The organism is Hymenobacter telluris (assembly GCF_017313265.1).
GTDB lineage: Bacteria > Bacteroidota > Bacteroidia > Cytophagales > Hymenobacteraceae > Hymenobacter > Hymenobacter telluris.
Genome location: NZ_JAFLQZ010000018.1, coordinates 43,929 through 60,674, shown reverse-complemented (window position 1 = coordinate 60,674; position 16,746 = coordinate 43,929). Strand labels below are relative to the sequence as shown.

The window sequence follows — 16,746 nt, the reverse complement described above, 5'->3', positions numbered from 1 at the left end:
CATCCGTTTATCATAACGACAATTAAATGGTCATGCTGAGCTTGTCGAAGCATCTCTGCCGCCAAAGTAAACCATATACTAGCGCGGTAGAGATGCTTCGACAAGCTCAGCATGACCGTTCTATTGTAGAGGTATTTGGTTAGACCAGTTTAATTGTCATTATGCGCTTTCTACTCCCGTTGCTGCTGGTTTTTTCGGCGTTGCTGTGCCTATTGCCGGGCTGCGAGCCGAAGGAAGACATCCTCACCACCGATAGTAGCGCCCAGCTGGAATTCTCAGCCGATACCGTGCTGTTTGACACGGTTTTCGCGCAGGTGGGTACCGTGAGCAAGCGCCTGTGGGTGTACAACCGCAACAACCGCGCGGTGCGGGTAGAGCAGGTTCAACTGGCTGACAACAACCCCGGCACGTACTCGCTCATTATCAACGGCGACGAAACGAAAGCCGCTAATAACCTTGAAATCAGGGGGAAAGACAGCCTGTTGGTTCTGGTGAAAGCCGTGCTGGGCCCGAGTGCTACCGTGAACAAGCCGTTTCTGGTAGACGATGAATTGCGGTTCCGTACCAATGGCAACGAGCAGCAGGTGAAGCTGGTAGCCTACGGGCAAAACGCTTATTTCCACGGCGTTGAAGAGCATATCACCCGCAATACCACCTGGCTGAAAAACCGCCCCCACGTCATCTACGGCTTTGTGGTCGTGGACCCTGGCGTGACGCTGCGTATCCAGCCGGGCACGCGCATCTACTCGCACGCGGGGTCGGGTATGCTGGTGCAAGGGCGGCTCAGCATCAACGAGGGCATTAATCCCGCCACGGAGCTGACACCCAACGATACCGCCACGTTCGTGCGCTTTCAGGGCGACCGGCTGGAGGCCTCGTACGCCGATACGCCGGGGCAGTGGCGGGGTATTCAGTTTGCGGCCGGCAGCAGTACCAACAACGTGGTGCGCTTCACCGAAATCAAGAATGCCGGTTTTGGCTTACTGATTTATAACCCGCTCAATGGTCCGCACCCCAAGGTCACGGCCGAGCATACCATTCTGCGCAACATTTCCGGGGCGGCCCTCACCTTCGCCAGTGGTGGAGAGGGGTTTGATGGGGCCGGCGTCCTGAGTTTCTCCGGCGACTTTGATTTGCGTAACTGTCTGTTTACCAACTGCGGCGAGTACGCTATAGCGGCCTACGGCGGCACCTATGATTTGAACTACTGCACTGTGGCCAACTACACGCCGCAGTTTCAGCGCAAGTCGGCCGCTTTGAGCTTCACCAACGAAATCGTTACGGCGCAGGCAGCGCAGCCCAACATTACCCGCGTCACCATCAACAATTCCATTGTGTGGGGCTCCATTGCCAACGAGTTGTTTTTCAAGAACGGCGACCAGTACCGGCCCAACCTGATTATCCGCAACAGCATCCTGCGGACCGACGATTACAAGGCCGCCACCGACGCCGGTAGTAAGCTCGGTTTCAACAACAACGGCAACCAACTCAACGTCAACCCTAAGTTCAAACGCTCCCCCGAGAACTTCGGCGACCGGTACGACTACCGCCTCGACACGCTTTCCCCGGCCAGCAACAAGGGCCTCTACAACGCCCAGGTACCGCGCGACCTGCTATATAAAGTGCGAAACACGTCGGCGCCGGATTTGGGTGCGTATGAGCGGGTAAACCCTTAAGCCCATGCTATACTTTCAGAAGCGTTTGCGCCTGCCGGCCGTGCGGCGGGGCTTCCACCTCGTTACCGACCTGCTGGTGGCCGAGCTGCCGGAGCTAGAGCGGATTCGGATTGGCACGGCGCACTTTTTCATCCAGCACACTTCCGCCAGCCTGAGCGTCAACGAAAACGCCGACCCCACCGTGCGCCTCGATTTCGAGAGCTATTTCAACCAGGCCGTACCCGAAAACGCCCCGTATTTCCGCCACACCTTGGAAGGCCCCGATGATATGCCTGCGCATTTAAAGGCCGCCATGCTGGGCCACGCCGTGAGTTTGCCTATTACCAAAGGCGAGTTAGCGCTGGGTACCTGGCAGGGGATTTACCTGGGTGAGCACCGCAACGACGGTGGCCGCCGCTGGGTGGTGGCTACGCTCATGGGCACCGAATAGGCTCCGGAATATTTCTTTAGCTAGGTGGTATAAATTTCCGGTTGCCAAGCCTAACTGCTCTTGGTTTCCGTATGAAGGGCTGATGATCATACCTTCATATTTTAGGTCTATGGAAGTGGCTTTGTTATCTTCCCGTAAGCTCCTGCTGGCACTGTACCTATGCGGAGCATCAGGCTTAGCAAGTTGCGAGGCCAGGCAGCCCCCCGTTGTCACCCAAACCAAGCCCGCTAAGCCGCAGCCGGCTCCGGCCGCCGCGCCTCAGCCCGTAGCTCCTAAAGCTGCCTGCACACTCATCAACGATACGCTGGCCGGGCAGCCGTTCGGGACGGAACCTACAGTGGAAGAGCTGCTGCGTACTGGGGCCAAAGTGCTGAGCCGCAAGCCCTTTGCTAACTTGCACGAAGCCAACCAGATGGACACCATTCTGATGGTTAGCCACCAAGGCAACTCTTTCGAGTTCTACCGCACTCCAGATAAGGATTTGCTTCGGCAAGCTGTCATCACCAACTTCCAACCAGCATACGGTCAGCGCCTGCGCGCCACGCTTAATGAGTCGGCGCGGCAAAGTGGCGGGCCCTGTGGCCAGCTCCGCCTCCGCGACACCGAGCGGGCCAATACCATATCGGCCACGTTTACGGCCGGGCAGCCCAGCCAAGCCCGCGTGCAGCCCTATTGGGACTAAACAGCTATTGTCGTCTCAGTCCAGCACCCGTGTCCGGACGGTGTAATACACCGTATCGAACATAATCAGCTTCTGAACTCCCTGCACTTCGTATTCTTTTAGAGCACCACTTTGCGTACGCAGACGCAAACGTTTTTCGCTGTAGAACAAGGCGTTGTCTTGCCGAACAATGGCGGTTAACTCCTGTGCGGTGCTCGGTACGGCCCCAGGTGTATTCACCGCCAACGAAACAACCGGCGCTTTGGCGTCAGGAGCCACAAGCTTGTACACCTTTACGCCATCGGGTTGGCCAGCGGCAGAATCTGTTTCCGAATACGCCCCGCGCAAAGCTGGCTTGTTGATGTCGGCCTGGTAGAAAACCTGTAGCTCTTTGTTCCAGTCGGTTTTAGCTACGCGGGTGGTTTCTATCTTGCCGTTGCGTAGTCGCACTTGCTTTTCCACTGCGGGCTGCCGGCGGTTGAGTTCTGCTATCTGCGTGTCCAGCAAGCCCTTTACATCGAAGTAGTTGGGCTTGCGGTTAGCCGCCGGGCGCACCGACGCATCTTCCGAGCCGCAGGCCGCAAGTAGGAGTGCCACCGGTAGCAGCCAGGAGCCCTTACGCATTCGGGGTAGTGGCGGGTTGCAGCAAGCTCACGCCGGTCATGTCGGCGGGTTGAGGCAGGCCCATCAGCGCCAGTACGGTAGGGGCAATGTCGCCGAGCTTGCCATCGGTGAGGGTACCGTGGTAGTCGTTGTCGGCCAAGATGCAGGGCACCAGGTTGGTGGTGTGTGCCGTGTTGGGCGAGCCATCCGGATTAACCATGAACTCGGCGTTGCCGTGGTCGGCAATGATGATGCAGGCATAGTTGCTGGCCAGGGCGGCTTCTACTACGGCTTTGGCGCAGGCATCCACGGTTTCCACGGCTTTCACTACGGCCTCAAACACGCCGGTGTGGCCCACCATGTCGGGGTTGGCGAAATTGAGCACCACAAAGTCGGCCGACTTGGCTTGCAGCTCCGGTACCAAGGCGTCGCGCAGGTCGGCGGCACTCATTTCGGGTTGCAGGTCGTAGGTGGCTACTTTCGGCGACGGGCGCATCAGGCGGGTTTCGCCCTCAAACTCTTTCTCCCGGCCACCCGAGAAGAAGAACGTTACGTGCGGATATTTCTCGGTTTCGGCAATGCGAATCTGCTTTTTATGATTCGCTTCCAGCACCGCACCCAAGGTATTTTCAAGGTTGTCTTTCTCGAAAATCGGGGTGACGCCCACAAACGTGGCGTCGTAGTTGGTCATGGTGAGGTAGTGCAGGTTCAGCCGGTGCATCTGGAAGGCGTTGAAATCCTGCTGCGTGAGGGCCTGCGTGATTTCGCGGCCCCGGTCGGTGCGGAAGTTGAAGCACAGCACCACGTCGCCCTCCTGAATGGTAGCCAGCGGCAAACCGTCGGCGCCTACTTTTACAATGGGCTTCATGAACTCATCCGTCACGCCCTCCTTGTAGGAATCCTGCATGCTTTGGATGAGGTTCTGCGAAGGCGTGCCTTTGCCGTTCACCAGCAAGTCATACGCAACTTTCACCCGTTCCCAGCGGTTGTCGCGGTCCATGGCGTAGTAGCGGCCCACAATGGAAGCAATTTTGCCGCTGGCGCCGCGCTGCAAGTGCTGCTCTAAGTCATTCACGTACGCCACGCCGCCCTTGGGGTCGGTGTCGCGGCCATCGGTGAAGGCATGAATGAACACTTTGTGCACGTCGGCATCATGAGCTAGGGTGCACAGCGCTTTCAGGTGCTCGATGTGCGAATGCACGCCGCCATCAGAAAGCAGGCCCATGAAATGCACATTACGGCCGCTGGTGCGGGCGTATTCGAAGGCTTTTTCCAGAGCTGGCACAGAGCCTAGCTTCCGTTCCCGGATGGCTTTGTTGATGCGAACCAACTCTTGGTACACCACGCGGCCGGCCCCAATGTTCATGTGGCCTACCTCGGAGTTGCCCATTTGCCCGTCGGGGAGGCCTACTGCTTCGCCGGAAGCTTGGAGCTTGCTGTGCGGAAAGCGCTGAAACAACGAATCAACGAAAGGAGTCTGCGCTTTGTCAACCGCTGAAACTTCCTTGTTTCTGGCTAGTCCCCAGCCATCCAGAATCACCAACAGTACCTGCTTATTCATGGCTGCAAAGATAGGCGGCTAGCACCGGACCAACCACATTTTCTTATCTTGGCTGGCTGCGCTGAAAATAACCTCGGGGCTTTCGGCTACGTACGCATGGTTGGCATAATTTTAGCTCGCTGCATGAAGCAATCTATACTCTAAGATGAAACGCATTCTTTTTCGGGCCTTCGTATTTGTGTGGCTACTATTTTCGGCAGCGGCAACTCAGGCCCAGGGCGACGCATTTAGCTCGGTGAGCAATGCGCTACGCAATTCCTCTTCCCGTGAATTATCGCAGTATTTCGGCCCTACCGTTGAAATCAGCATCGACGGCGACCGGCAAAGCTACAGCGCCACGCAGGCCGAATTTGTGATGAAGGACTTCTTCTCCAAGACTTCGCCCGCCAACTTCGAGATAGTACACCAGGGAGCCAGCCCCGGCGGTATTCCGTACGCAGTGGGCAAGTACCGCAGCAAAGCCGGTTCGTACCGCGTGTTTGTGAAGATGAAAAATACCAACGGTGCTCTCCGCATTGATAATATGGAGTTCACCAAGGAATAACTCAGAGGTAAATACTTCGAGATTTCACTTACCTGAAAACCCTGACGGCCGGCCGTCAGGGTTTTTTTGTGCAGAACGGCGCTGCAGATACCAACTGCTGGCTTGCTACTACCTACCTATAGTACTGATAGGGAGTTGCGCCGAAGAAGGGGCTTTTTTCACTACTTTTGCACCGTGCAAAACACCTCCTACCTCACCCCCGAAGCCCTATCGACCTTCATCCGTACAGCGCTAGCTGAAGATGTAGGCGACGGCGACCATTCTTCCCTGGCCTCCGTGCCCGCCGATGCTCAAAACCGGGCTCGGCTGCTGGTAAAAGACGAAGGTGTGCTGGCGGGGGTGGAGTTGGCGCATCTGATTTTCCGGGAAGTTGACCCTAGCCTGCGTGTAGAGCAGCTCCTGGCCGATGGTGCCCGCGTGAAACACGGCGACATTGTGCTGAACGTGGAAGGCCGGGCCCAAAGCATTCTGACGGCAGAGCGGCTGGTCCTCAACTGCATGCAGCGCATGAGCGGTATTGCCACCCACACGGCCTACCTGAACACGCTGCTGGCTGGCACTAAGGCCCGCCTGCTTGATACCCGCAAAACTACGCCCAACTTCCGGATTTGCGAGAAGTGGGCCGTGCTGATTGGCGGCGGCGTAAACCACCGCTACGGCCTCTTCGACCAGATTATTCTCAAAGACAACCACGTAGACTACGCCGGTGGCATCCGTGAAGCCATTGAAGCCACGCAGGCATACCTAAAGAAAACCGGCCGGGAATTGCCGATTGAGGTGGAAACCCGCAGCCTGGCCGAAGTGCAGGAAGCGCTGGACACAGGCGGTATCCAACGCATCATGCTCGATAACATGGCACCTACCTTGCTGCGCGAGGCGGTGCAGCTCATCAATGGGCGTTTCTCTACCGAGGCCAGCGGCGGCATCACCGAGCATACCATTGCTGAAGTAGCCGCTACGGGCGTCGATTTTATTTCCGTTGGGGCTCTCACACACTCCACCAAGAGCCTCGATTTAAGTTTGAAAGCGTATTGATGTGCTAATTTTTGATGTGTTGATGTGCTGATTATCTATTCAGTAGCGCCGTTAGGTAGTCATCATAAGCAGCACGTCCTTCATCAGCACATCAACACATCAAAAATTAGCACATCAACCGATGCAACAACCCAATCAGCGTGGCGGCTACCGGCAGCAACAGCAGGCTCAGGTCGGCTCACCGCTCGCCATTCGCACCAAAAAACACCAACTCGATTCCAACCTCTACACCCGCGTGGCCATGGGCTACGTGTGGCGCAAAGAGTGGTGGTTTGCTGTTATTCCGTTTGTGGTAGGCGTGCTGCCTGCGGTTATCTGGCCGTCGTGGTGGTGGCTGACTTCCGGGCTGGTGCTCACTTTGTTGTACGTGCTGCTGCGCTCCTCACAGATTACGGCCGTCACGCAGGTAGAGCAAACCAAGCCGCTGTTCGAGCGCATGAGCTACGTAATTGATCAGCGCCAGATTGGGCTGATGCAGAACGAGAAGGAAGGCCGCGGAATGGGCGTGAACTGGGAAATGATTGGCCGGGTACAGCGGGAGCCGGATGGTTACTTGCTGTGGTTCCGCAACCAGGACGTGCCGGCCGAAGTAACCGGCTGGAAAGCCTGGGTGGCCCGTACCTTCGAGACGCCCATGTTTCTGCACGTACCATTCAAGGTATTCAACTCGCCCAACGACCAGAAGCTGTTCGAGTCGATGTTGCGCCGCAAGAATCTGCTGCCCGCAGAAGCGTAGATTAATTGCTGCATAGTGGCTTGCTGAATGGTTGAACGTTCGGCAATTAATTACGCAGCAGTTCAATACTCAACTATTAACAACCAACACCTCAATACAATGACCAAGCAACTTGTGCTTTCTGCGCTGGCTGTGGCCGCACTTTCTTTGGCCGCTTGCAGCAGCGAACCTTCCGACTACCGGCCCGATAAAAAAGTTTCGCTGGATATGGTGGAGCCCGGTTCCCGCTCGTCCGACAACTTCGACCAGCACACCGCAGCTGCGGCTGATCAGCACAAAGGTGGTGCCATTGAGCGGCCCGTCAGCTCGCAGGTAATACTGGATGGCAAAGCCAAGCCTAGCGCCGAGTCCAACATTTCGGCCGATGCTCAGAAAGCTGAAAAGACCAAGAAAGTGGCCGACCGGGAAGAAGCTGGTGCTGAGCCCGTGAAACCCGAAGACGAGCCTGCAAAGGCAGAATAAGCGTTGAGTGGTATGACAACATTCTCACTGGGGCGCGCCGCTGCTGTTCTGCTGCTTGGCGTTAGCCTGCTGGCATCAGCAGGGTGTGAGCAGAAGCCGGCAGCAACCACCGCTGTTCCTGCTACCACTGCCCCCGCCGACAGTACGCAGGCAACCGTGGCTATGGCCTACGTTTGCCCAATGGGCTGCGAAGGCAGCGCCAGCAACTCGCCCGGCAAATGCCCAGTCTGTGAAATGGCTTTGCAAGCAAATCCAGATTTCAAGCCAGCGGCTCAGTAACTAGGAGCTAACTGTTTGGCTAAGAAGAGGAAGCCGAGTTGTCTGTCAGACACTCGGCTTTCTCTTTCTATTCAACCCAAACGCGGATAAAAACAATTTTGTAACATTGTTGCATAATTAGCGTGTTGCCTTCGGGCGGCTTAGGCTAGTCGTGCTGCGGAAGGGTGCCGTTGTTAAGGCGCGGGTTCTTTCCGGTTACGTTTCATTCTACCCACTTTGTATGTGGTTTGCTGTACTGCTGTTATTCTCTACCGTGCTGGGGGCCGGCTGGGCCACCCAATTAGTGCCAACAGCTAGTACCACCTGGATGAAGCCTTTGCTGGCTTTCAGTGGGGCTTATTTGTTTACGCTAACTATTACGCACCTGCTACCGGAAGCGCTGCTGCTCGTACCCGGCGACATGCACCGCATTGGCTACTATGTGCTGGCTGGTTTTTTTGGGCAGTTGGTGCTGGAGGTGTTTTCGCAGGGTGTAGAGCATGGGCATGTACACCACCACACTTCCCACGCCGGACACGTACCGTTCCTGCTGCTGTTTTCGCTGATTATCCACTCCTTTTTGGAAGGCAGCATTCTGGTGAAAGCTCCCGAAGCTGGCACCGTCAGCGACAATTTCTACGCTATTCTGACGGGGGTGGCGCTGCACCACATTCCGGCGGCTTTTGCGCTGGTAGCGGCGTTGCAGCTGCGGCTGGGTAGCTTTCGGCGGGTGTTGCCGCTGCTTGTGGTGTTTGCGCTGGCGGCCCCGGTGGGTATTGTGGTCAGCAACTACGTGGTGCTCGATAAACTACTGACCGGCGGGCTGTACGCGGCGCTGCTGGGGTTTGTGGCCGGCAACTTCCTGCACGTTTCCACTACCATCCTTTTCGAAACCAGCCCCGAGCACCGCCTCAATCTGCCGAAGCTGGTTGCCACCCTGGCCGGTACCGCGCTGGCCTTGGGTGTGGAGCTGCTCTAGGTGAAATAGTGAGCTGGTGAACTGGTGAGTTTGATGTTTAAGAGGCGCTACTTGCGCAAGATGAACGTCAAGCTCACCAGTTCACCACCTCACTATTTCACTTAAAGCCAGTCGTCGGCGTCGAGGGTGGGGCCGGTGCTGCTGAGTAGGTGTTCGAACTGCCGGGCGCGGGCGCGCTGTAGCATCAGTTCGTGTTGCAGGGCCAATAGGCGCTGCCGCATAGCCAGTACCACATCTATGCCTTCCTTGCTTAGCCCTAGCTCATGGTGCAGGCGCGACAGGCGGGCCAAGTGGTCGGGTTCTTCGTTGATGATGCCGGTGGTCGGGTCGGTGGCTAGTAGGCCGAGGTCGGCAAAGTCGTGCAGGTCGGTTTCACTCAGGCCATAGCGCAGGGCGCAGTCGTGGTAGGTGATGCTGATGATGTGCGTTTTCATAACCAGAAGAGGTGGGCGCTAGGATTAGTCGTTACGCAGAGCCGCTAATTGCCGAATCAGGTCTTTTTCCTGGTCGGTGAGGCGTTGGGGCAGCTGTACCGTCAGGTGCAGATACAGGTCGCCGGACTCGCCTTCCTTGTTGTACACCGGAAAACCTTTGCCGCGCAGCCGGAGCCGGGTGCCGTTCTGAGTTTCCGGCTTGATGTTGATTTTCACCGACCCCGACAGCGTATCCACCACCTGCTCGCCACCAAGCAGCGCCCGGTACAACGGCACCTGTACTTCCTGGGTGAGGTCGTTGCCAAGCCGGGCGTAGCGGGCATCGGGCAGCACCCGGAGCGTGATGTAGAGCGACCCATTCGGTCCGCCGTTGCGGCCGGGGGCTCCCTGGTCGCGCAGCCGAATGGTTTGGCCGTCTTCTACGCCCGGCTTGATGGTAATGCGCAAGCTTTTGCCGTTCACGTTGAGGGTGCGCGGCCCGCCCCGGTAAGCGTCTTCCAGCGTCAGTTCCAGCTCGGCTTGGTAGTCCTGGCCGGCCCCGGCCCGGCTGCCGCCCCGGCCGCCCATGCTGCCAAAGATGTTGCTGAAGAAATCCGAGAAGTTGCCGTCGTCGCCGAAGCTCTCGAATCCGCCGCCCCCAGCCTGCTGGTACTGCGACCAATCGAACCCGCCTTGCGCCTGACCCCGGCCGGCGCCGGCGTGCTGGTAGCGCTGCCAGTCGGCACCCAGTTCGTCGTACTTGCGGCGCTTATCCTCGTCGGAAAGCACTTCATGCGCCTCGTTTATCTCCTTGAATTTGCGCTCCGCTTCCGCGTTGTTGGGGTTCACATCGGGGTGATACTGGCGGGCAAGCTTGCGGTACGCTTTCTTGATTTGGTCGTTGGTAGCTTTCTTGTCAACGCCCAGGGCTTTGTAATAATCTTTGTAGTCCATTGAGCAGCAGGGAAGGAGAGAGGGAAAGTGGCAGGCAACGGGCCGCGTTGGTGGGCTAGGCCCCGCGCACCAGCGCGGCCCACCCCACAATGGATGGACGGCCTGTAAAAGTGCGCAACCGGCGGGCCACGCTCTAAGTGCCAGCCACTTACTTCAGCGGATCGTGGCCCCAGTTCATCAGCGAATACCGCCAGCGCGAATCTTCAACATCGGAAGAAGGGCGCTGTGCCGAATGCCGGCTGACGTAGCTGTGTACCTTGTGCATGTGTGCTTCGTCGTCGGGGGTGAGGTCGGCTTTCTTCTTGTGCAGAATGCGAATGATGTGCTCCCCGGACTTGTGCCCGATGCTGGTACCGTCGCCGCTGTCTTGTCCAACGGATTTAGATTCTTCCGTTTTCAGCCACTTCTCCAGCTCAGAGGCGGTCATGTTAACATCTTCTTTGAACTGCTTGAAAATATCGTCGGATTTAGCGTCGGCGCTCATAGTTAGGTAGGTTGCTGAGTGAGAAGAAAGAACAGGTTAGAAACGAAGCAGAACGAAACGAGGTTGCCGGAACGGAATTGGCCTCAGTTTTGTATGTTGCGTTAGTATTACTATCCTAAGTTTTCTGCCTTTTTCTTTTCTCACTTCGATGAACAAAATTCCTGCTCTGGCGCTAGTGGCGCTACTTGGTCTGGGTAGCGTAGCCGCTCAGGCGCAAACCAAAATGCCGCCTCGCAAGCCGGTGCAACCCAAAGCAAAAGTTACCAGTAACGGCCCCAGCGTTAAGGACGGCGTAACGCTGAAGGACGGTAAGGTGCTCATGACTCAAAGCAGCCTCACTACCACCGTCACGCAGGAAACCTCGCTCATCAACGGCACCAAAATCCAACCCGACGGTACCGTAACGATGAAAGACGGCACCACGACTACCCTCAAAGAAGGGGATTATATGTCGTTGAGCGGGCGCCTGACCACGGCGGCCTACAAAGCCCAGCAGGACAGCCTGCTCCAAGCCGCCAAAGACAACAGCAAAGGCAAAAAGGGCAAGAAAAAAGGCAAATAGCTTCAACAATAGCACGCACACAAACGCCAGGGGCAACTCGGTTTTATTAACCGAGTTGCCCCTGGCGTTTGTGTTTGCAGGTTCTCAGAAGAATTAGGAATAATCCTGGAGGATGGCAAGGGCCTCTGTGTCGTCTTTGGCCTCCACTACTTCGTTGATGACGTACTGCACTTCGGCTTCGGTCCAGCCCTGGGTTTCGGCGGCTTTAATGAAGGCTTCGAGGGCCAGGAAACGGCCCGGCTTGAGCGGCGGAAGCCACGCTACTTTTTTACGGATACGCATTGCTGTTGCTGTTGAATAGGTGGGAAGTAGGAGCAATTTGTAGTACTACGAGGCCAGTGCCAGGAAGGCTAAAGGAGCTACCGTTTCTTCTTCACCACTTTCAGCTGCACGGGCGCTACTCCGGTGTCTACCATCCCGATGCGGCGGGCCGCCTTGCGCGACAAATCCACAATCCGGCCTTTGGCGTGCGGCCCCCGGTCGGTAACCTTCACTTTCACAGAGCGGTGGGTGCGTTGGTTGGTTACCCGGATAACCGTGCCGAAAGGCAAGGTGTTGTGCGCGGCTGTTAGCTTGTTGGCCCGGTACCGGGTGCCGCTGGCCGTTTTGCGGCCTTCAAACTTATCGGCGTAGTAAGAGCCCTGCCCACTTTGGGTGAAGGCTGACTTACCACCCGAACAGGCCCCAAGCAGGCTGGCTAACCCCAGCAGGGCCCCAACCATGAACGAAGGCGAAAACAACAAGCGGCGTGCAAAGGCAATAGGCATATGAGCGGGGTTAGGTTAGCCGGGCTGGCGGTGTCACAAACAAAGCCGGGGCGAAAACATGAAAACCAGCAGCTCGCACCAACGTGCGGCGGATTCAAGGGAAACCAGTTACTGCTTGGGTGGTTTGGAGGCCTTGGGCGGAATGCGCAAGTCGAGCAGGCTTTGAAAGCTGCCCTGGAATACGTTGAAATCGACGGTGCCCCGAATGCCCGGAATGTAGGCTTCGTCGGAATGCTGCCAGATAATCCACTTTTCGCGCGGTAGGCGCGGCTGGTCTACCTCGTAGTGCGCCAGCCACAACGGGTACTTGTCGAAGTGGCCGGCCAGGTAGCGTTGGTAGAAGCTGTAGTTGGAGTAGAGAATGGGCCGCACGCCGTAGTGCCGCTCCACCAGCCGCAGCCAGGTGGCCACGTTGCGGCGCATCACGGCCACATCATGAAACTCGGCATGCTCCACGTCCAGCACCGGGGGCAGGTCGCCGGGGGCCAGGGGTACGGTGCGCGTGAACAGGTTGGCTTGCTTGGCGCCGTCGTAAGTGGGCTGAAAATAGTGGTAAGCCCCCCGGTACACGCCGGCTTTGCGGGCCGCTTTCCAGTTGCGCTGAAACTTGGAGTCGCGCAGCGTAACGCCTTCAGTGGCCTTGATGAAAGCAAACTTCACGTGGTTGCGCGACACCTCCGCCCAATCAATCTGCCCCTGGTAGGCCGATACATCAATGCCGTGCACGGCGTAGCCTTCCAGCAGCGGGGTTTTCTCGCGGCCAGTGAGGTGCCCACTCACAAACGAGGCCCACGCCCGGCGCGCATGCCGGTTGATTTGCCGCTGGTAGTGGCTGTAAAACGCCACCCCGCCCACCACCAACAGCACGGCCAGCCAGCGGAGCGCCGGCCGCCGGGGCGACGAGGAAACAGGAGGAGCAGAACGGCGCTTCATACGGGTGGTCATGGCAAAAGTAACGCCGGAAACCTGTTGGCTAGTGCCTGCTGTCAACAAACTCCCACCGGTTACCGGCTTTTTCCGACCTTGCCACCTGATTCAGCTTCCTGCTTGCTTATGCCTACTCCCCCTGCTTCTGCCTCCGACGCCCGCGACGAAAACGGCCACCTCATCCGGGAGCTACACGGCGTTACGCTGGCTTCCATCGTCGAGTATTTGCAGGCCCGTTACGGCTGGCCCGGCCTCGATGAGCGGCTGCGCATGAACTGCTTCGTGGTGAACCCCAGCGTGAAGTCAGCCCTCACGTTTCTGCGCCGCACGCCCTGGGCGCGGGCCAAAGTGGAGGCGCTGTACATTGAAACCCGCACGGCGGAAGTGACTGGCAAAAAGTAGAGAGTACTGCCGCGCACCGAGGCCGCAAGCCAATAAAAACTCACTAGTTCACCGCTCACCATTTCACCTAAGCTATGGCCGACGTAACCGAAAAATCAGGCCCTGGTGCGCTATTGCTGGGGGGCATCTTTTTCGTGGCGTTCGAAACGGCGGCCTACTACCTACTGCGCTGGGTGACGTCGCCGCTGGGTATGGCCGACCAGTTTCAGCCCGAAAATACCATTGTGCCCAACTGGGTGAAAACGGTGGTGTTTCTGCTGCTGCACCTGCTGCTGATTGTGGTAGCCGTGCTGTTGCTCAGTAACCGGCTACCGCGGCGCTACCGGGGGCAGGTTATGGGCTGGTTTTACTTATCGTTGCTGACAGGTTTCGTGCTGTTGATTCCGCTGTTTGATTGACGAGGAACGCGCTTCAACAACTATATGGGCAAAAAAAAGCCACTGCATCGCAGTGGCTGGGTACAACATGGTGCCGGTCGGTCCCGGCGTTATGAGCAACGGCTTAGATTAGCGCTGCTTGATATCAATTTCGCGCTGCTGGCTGCTGGGGTCCAGGTACGGAATGCGTACTTGCAGCTCGTTGTTCTCGTGGATGGCGTCGATGCGCGTCAGATCGAGGTTGCCGGGCAGGTCGAGGATGCGCGTGAACAATGGTGCGGCCAGTTGGTCCTCGGGCTCGTGGCGGAACTCGCCGAATACAGTCATGCGGTTGTTGTTGAGCACGACGTGGATGTTCTCGGGGCTGACCGAAGGAGCCGCTACCCGAATAACCACGCCTTTCTTCAGCTTATCAATCCGCATTTGGGCCTGGGCAATACCTCCACCCAGCGTGTTGAGCAGGTCGAGTTGCGGGGCCATATTGCGGATGAATTTTCTGCTTATCAAGTTCATAGTCGGTGTCCCTTTCGTAGTTTCGAGAGGGGTATTGCAAACTGTGTACCAACAATTGAAGGGCTAGTCTGGCAGTTGTTTGCTGACATAAGGGCAGCGTAACAAGTGAGAAGAAAAGATGTTTTCGGCCATTGTGTCGGGTTAAAGAAACTAACATAACCGGCGTTGCAGACTGGTTTTGCGTATAGGATAGCGCACCTGATTCCGGACCGTTACCTCTCGTTTATGCAGCTTCATACTTTCTCTACCCCGCGCACGGCCCGTTACTACAGCCTCGGTGAGCCTGGGCCCACTATCCGGCACGTGTGGTTTTGTTTGCATAGCCACAACGAGTCGGTGGACGGTTTTGCCACCCAGCTGCGCCCCCTCGATACGCCTGAGCGCCTCCTGATCCTGCCGGAGGGGCTGGCCCGTTTCGACCAGCCCGAAGGCTTTACGGCTGAGGCGGGCAGCCCGCTGGCCGCTTGGTTTGCCAGTGACGCCACCGCGTACGACCTGCCCGACGTAGCGCAGTACTTAGAGGCCTTGTCTGCGCAAGTACTGGCCGCCTGCCCGCCTCATACCACCATTACGGTGCTCGGGCATGGGCACGGCGCTGCCGCCGCCTGCCGCTGGCTCGCCAACAGCCGCCTGCGCTACGACCGGCTGGTGCTCTACGCGGCAGTTTTTCCGCCCGAAATCAACCGGCAGGCCACGCTGGCTGGTCTGCCGAAACGCCCGGTGGTGGTGGTAGCCACCACCGCCGATGTGTACACGCCCGAAGCCACTGGCGAAGGCCTGGTGCACGACCTGCACGATGCCGGCCTGGAGGCCCAGCTCCGGCACGCTTCCGATGGGTCCATCACCCTGGCTGCCTTGGGGGCCAGCGCCGAAACCGCCTAGCAACTACCAGCGGAAGGCGCGTAGCCGAACATGCTCCATGCTCGCGCGGGGCCGCGCTACAAACGCGCTGTGGTGCGTATAGCGCAGGGCGCCCGCATTGCTTCTTAATCCGGCACTTGGCGCGGCGCCTGTGCTCACTTGTTTCCAAACTTACCTGCTCCATGAAAACCCCTAAAGCCATCAATCTGACCAAGCTGCCCAGCCGGGCCCCATCTGAGTTTCACAAAGAATCGACGCTGCGGGAAATGAAACGCATTGGGCAGGAGCTGATTGACTTGCAGAACCGGCTATATGCCGAGAACAAGCGAAGCGTGCTGGTGGTGTTGCAGGGGATGGATGCCAGCGGCAAAGACGGCCTGATTCGGCGGGTGTTCAGTGGTATCAATCCGCAGGGCGTGCGGGTGCATTCATTCAAAGAGCCCACCGAACTGGAGCTGGCCCACGATTTTCTGTGGCGGGTGCATCAGCAAGTGCCGCCCAAAGGCATGATGCACGTGTTCAACCGCTCCCACTACGAGGATGTGCTGGTGACCAGGGTAACGGGGCTGGTGAGCAACGAGGAAGCCAAGCGGCGCTTCACGGCCATCAATAACTTTGAAAAGCTGTTGCAGCAGGCGGGTACTACAGTGCTCAAGTTTTACCTGCACGTATCAGAGAAAGAGCAGCGCGAGCGGCTGATGGAGCGCGTAACCGACCCCGAAAAGCACTGGAAATACGAGGCCGGCGACGAAGACAAAGCCAAACAATGGCCTGCGTATCGGGCTGTGTATGAGGATGTATTCGAGCATTGCAACCCCAGTTCCTGCCCCTGGCACCTCGTGCCCGCCGACCAGAACTGGTACAAAGCCTACGTGGTAGCCCGCACCCTCCGCGACGCCCTGGTAAAGCTCGACCCGCAATACCCGTCTTCCAAAGAAGAGCGCCCAACGCCCGATGCTACGCGGTAAGATAAAGCAATATAGGCGTTGCTACACGCTCAGGATGCGCGTGTAGCCTGCATGGAATAGCCCCAGCTACCCTAGAGGTTGCCGTTTGATACCTGCCCTGAAATTGCGCCCTTGCTCCCGCTGGCTACGACTGGTAGCTGGTGCTACGGCCTGCCGCGCCCACGCGCCGGCCAGCGCCGCGAGGCCAGCTACCAGCCCCCCCACTACGGCCGTTACCGACACCAACAACCAAGAGTTGCCGCCCAGCGGTAGCAGCTGTGCCACCCGGTGCGCCAGCAGCCCATCGTTGCGGATAGTTAGCCAGCCGGCCAGCAGCAGCCACCCTAGCCCAACTCCCAGAAACCCCGCCCAGAACGCCTTGCCGCCCGTACCATTCAGGGCCGCCGCCAGCCCGAAACACAAGGGCGTAATCACCCACCACGGCAGAAACAATTGAGCTACGAAGGCGAGCACCAAAATCAGCAGGAACAAGGCGGGAAAAGACTTCATAGCAGAAAAAAAGGTCGAAGAGCAATTGGGCAACAGGTAAGCGCAGCGAAAAAAGTGGCCGGTATGCTAAGGCCGAGGCCGGTT

The 16,746-nt window shown here is 57.8% G+C and carries 24 protein-coding genes; 14 read left to right on the top strand and 10 right to left on the bottom strand.

The features are described from left to right. Positions 1–161 precede the first annotated feature (161 nt). The 3 genes from J0X19_RS20440 to J0X19_RS20430 all read left to right on the top strand — a co-directional run bounded on the left by J0X19_RS20440 (position 162) and on the right by J0X19_RS20430 (position 2,788). Positions 162–1,676 (top strand): hypothetical protein, encoded by a 1,515-nt coding sequence (locus J0X19_RS20440; protein ID WP_206986290.1) that lies wholly within the window; start codon positions 162–164, stop codon positions 1,674–1,676. A gap of 4 nt (positions 1,677–1,680) precedes the next feature. Continuing rightward, positions 1,681–2,106: a secondary thiamine-phosphate synthase enzyme YjbQ gene (locus J0X19_RS20435; RefSeq protein WP_206986289.1), complete on the top strand. Its 426-nt coding sequence runs from the start codon at positions 1,681–1,683 to the stop codon at positions 2,104–2,106. A 115-nt stretch (positions 2,107–2,221) separates the two neighbouring features. Continuing rightward, complete coding sequence (locus J0X19_RS20430; protein WP_206986288.1) at positions 2,222–2,788, top strand: hypothetical protein; 567 nt, start codon at positions 2,222–2,224, stop codon at positions 2,786–2,788. A gap of 15 nt (positions 2,789–2,803) precedes the next feature. Here J0X19_RS20430 and J0X19_RS20425 read toward each other — a convergent pair whose 3' ends face one another. Both J0X19_RS20425 and gpmI read right to left on the bottom strand, forming a co-directional pair. Then, positions 2,804–3,391, bottom strand: coding sequence for a hypothetical protein (locus tag J0X19_RS20425; RefSeq protein WP_206986287.1), 588 nt, complete (start codon positions 3,389–3,391; stop codon positions 2,804–2,806). After that, the gene (gpmI, locus tag J0X19_RS20420; RefSeq protein ID WP_206986286.1) at positions 3,384–4,931 is read right to left on the bottom strand and encodes a 2,3-bisphosphoglycerate-independent phosphoglycerate mutase; all 1,548 of its coding nucleotides are present in this window, start codon (positions 4,929–4,931) and stop codon (positions 3,384–3,386) included. Before gpmI ends, J0X19_RS20425 begins: the two co-directional genes overlap by 8 nt. 145 nt (positions 4,932–5,076) lie before the next feature. Here gpmI and J0X19_RS20415 point away from each other — a divergent pair, with 145 nt between their 5' ends. The 6 genes from J0X19_RS20415 to J0X19_RS20390 all read left to right on the top strand — a co-directional run bounded on the left by J0X19_RS20415 (position 5,077) and on the right by J0X19_RS20390 (position 8,945). Then, complete coding sequence (locus tag J0X19_RS20415; protein WP_206986285.1) at positions 5,077–5,475, top strand: DUF4783 domain-containing protein; 399 nt, start codon at positions 5,077–5,079, stop codon at positions 5,473–5,475. A 174-nt stretch (positions 5,476–5,649) separates the two neighbouring features. Beyond that, a complete protein-coding gene (nadC, locus tag J0X19_RS20410; RefSeq protein WP_206986284.1) occupies positions 5,650–6,510 on the top strand; it encodes a carboxylating nicotinate-nucleotide diphosphorylase in 861 nt (286 codons plus the stop codon). Positions 6,511–6,631: 121 nt separating this feature from the next. Then, complete coding sequence (locus tag J0X19_RS20405) at positions 6,632–7,246, top strand: hypothetical protein (RefSeq protein ID WP_206986283.1); 615 nt, start codon at positions 6,632–6,634, stop codon at positions 7,244–7,246. 99 nt (positions 7,247–7,345) lie between these two features. Beyond that, positions 7,346–7,708: a hypothetical protein gene (locus tag J0X19_RS20400; protein WP_206986282.1), complete on the top strand. Its 363-nt coding sequence runs from the start codon at positions 7,346–7,348 to the stop codon at positions 7,706–7,708. 12 nt (positions 7,709–7,720) lie between these two features. Next, positions 7,721–7,987: a heavy metal-binding domain-containing protein gene (locus J0X19_RS20395; protein ID WP_206986281.1), complete on the top strand. Its 267-nt coding sequence runs from the start codon at positions 7,721–7,723 to the stop codon at positions 7,985–7,987. A gap of 220 nt (positions 7,988–8,207) precedes the next feature. Beyond that, positions 8,208–8,945, top strand: a complete 738-nt coding sequence (locus J0X19_RS20390) for a ZIP family metal transporter (RefSeq protein ID WP_206986280.1) — start codon at positions 8,208–8,210, stop codon at positions 8,943–8,945. A gap of 101 nt (positions 8,946–9,046) precedes the next feature. On the opposite strand, the gene J0X19_RS20385 is transcribed toward J0X19_RS20390, so the two are convergent. The 3 genes from J0X19_RS20385 to J0X19_RS20375 all read right to left on the bottom strand — a co-directional run bounded on the left by J0X19_RS20385 (position 9,047) and on the right by J0X19_RS20375 (position 10,796). After that, positions 9,047–9,379, bottom strand: coding sequence for a hypothetical protein (locus tag J0X19_RS20385; RefSeq protein WP_206986279.1), 333 nt, complete (start codon positions 9,377–9,379; stop codon positions 9,047–9,049). Positions 9,380–9,403: 24 nt separating this feature from the next. Then, positions 9,404–10,312: a DnaJ C-terminal domain-containing protein gene (locus tag J0X19_RS20380; protein WP_206986278.1), complete on the bottom strand. Its 909-nt coding sequence runs from the start codon at positions 10,310–10,312 to the stop codon at positions 9,404–9,406. Between the two features lie 148 nt (positions 10,313–10,460). Next, positions 10,461–10,796 (bottom strand): DUF3140 domain-containing protein, encoded by a 336-nt coding sequence (locus J0X19_RS20375; RefSeq protein ID WP_206986277.1) that lies wholly within the window; start codon positions 10,794–10,796, stop codon positions 10,461–10,463. A gap of 148 nt (positions 10,797–10,944) precedes the next feature. On the opposite strand from J0X19_RS20375, the gene J0X19_RS20370 reads away from it, so the two are divergent. Continuing rightward, entirely contained in the window at positions 10,945–11,358 is a 414-nt protein-coding gene (locus J0X19_RS20370) for a DUF6799 domain-containing protein (protein ID WP_206986276.1), read from the top strand. 93 nt (positions 11,359–11,451) lie between these two features. Here J0X19_RS20370 and J0X19_RS20365 read toward each other — a convergent pair whose 3' ends face one another. The 3 genes from J0X19_RS20365 to J0X19_RS20355 all read right to left on the bottom strand — a co-directional run bounded on the left by J0X19_RS20365 (position 11,452) and on the right by J0X19_RS20355 (position 13,070). Further along, a complete protein-coding gene (locus J0X19_RS20365) occupies positions 11,452–11,640 on the bottom strand; it encodes a hypothetical protein (protein ID WP_206986275.1) in 189 nt (62 codons plus the stop codon). Between the two features lie 77 nt (positions 11,641–11,717). After that, positions 11,718–12,125, bottom strand: coding sequence for a septal ring lytic transglycosylase RlpA family protein (locus J0X19_RS20360; RefSeq protein ID WP_242583083.1), 408 nt, complete (start codon positions 12,123–12,125; stop codon positions 11,718–11,720). Between the two features lie 108 nt (positions 12,126–12,233). Further along, positions 12,234–13,070 (bottom strand): glycoside hydrolase family 25 protein, encoded by an 837-nt coding sequence (locus tag J0X19_RS20355; RefSeq protein ID WP_206986274.1) that lies wholly within the window; start codon positions 13,068–13,070, stop codon positions 12,234–12,236. A gap of 108 nt (positions 13,071–13,178) precedes the next feature. Between J0X19_RS20355 and J0X19_RS20350 the strand changes: the two genes are divergently transcribed. After that, positions 13,179–13,454 (top strand): VF530 family protein, encoded by a 276-nt coding sequence (locus J0X19_RS20350; protein ID WP_206986273.1) that lies wholly within the window; start codon positions 13,179–13,181, stop codon positions 13,452–13,454. A 74-nt stretch (positions 13,455–13,528) separates the two neighbouring features. Next, positions 13,529–13,852: a hypothetical protein gene (locus tag J0X19_RS20345; RefSeq protein WP_206986272.1), complete on the top strand. Its 324-nt coding sequence runs from the start codon at positions 13,529–13,531 to the stop codon at positions 13,850–13,852. A gap of 108 nt (positions 13,853–13,960) precedes the next feature. On the opposite strand, the gene J0X19_RS20340 is transcribed toward J0X19_RS20345, so the two are convergent. Further along, entirely contained in the window at positions 13,961–14,311 is a 351-nt protein-coding gene (locus J0X19_RS20340; protein ID WP_206986271.1) for an Hsp20/alpha crystallin family protein, read from the bottom strand. Between the two features lie 258 nt (positions 14,312–14,569). Between J0X19_RS20340 and J0X19_RS20335 the strand changes: the two genes are divergently transcribed. Further along, on the top strand, positions 14,570–15,226 hold the full coding sequence (locus J0X19_RS20335; protein WP_206986270.1) for a hypothetical protein: 657 nt from the start codon (positions 14,570–14,572) through the stop codon (positions 15,224–15,226). Positions 15,227–15,387: 161 nt separating this feature from the next. After that, the gene (locus J0X19_RS20330) at positions 15,388–16,173 is read left to right on the top strand and encodes a PPK2 family polyphosphate kinase (protein ID WP_206986269.1); all 786 of its coding nucleotides are present in this window, start codon (positions 15,388–15,390) and stop codon (positions 16,171–16,173) included. Between the two features lie 66 nt (positions 16,174–16,239). On the opposite strand, the gene J0X19_RS20325 is transcribed toward J0X19_RS20330, so the two are convergent. Further along, on the bottom strand, positions 16,240–16,662 hold the full coding sequence (locus J0X19_RS20325) for a hypothetical protein (protein ID WP_206986268.1): 423 nt from the start codon (positions 16,660–16,662) through the stop codon (positions 16,240–16,242). Between the last annotated feature and the right edge of the window lie 84 nt (positions 16,663–16,746).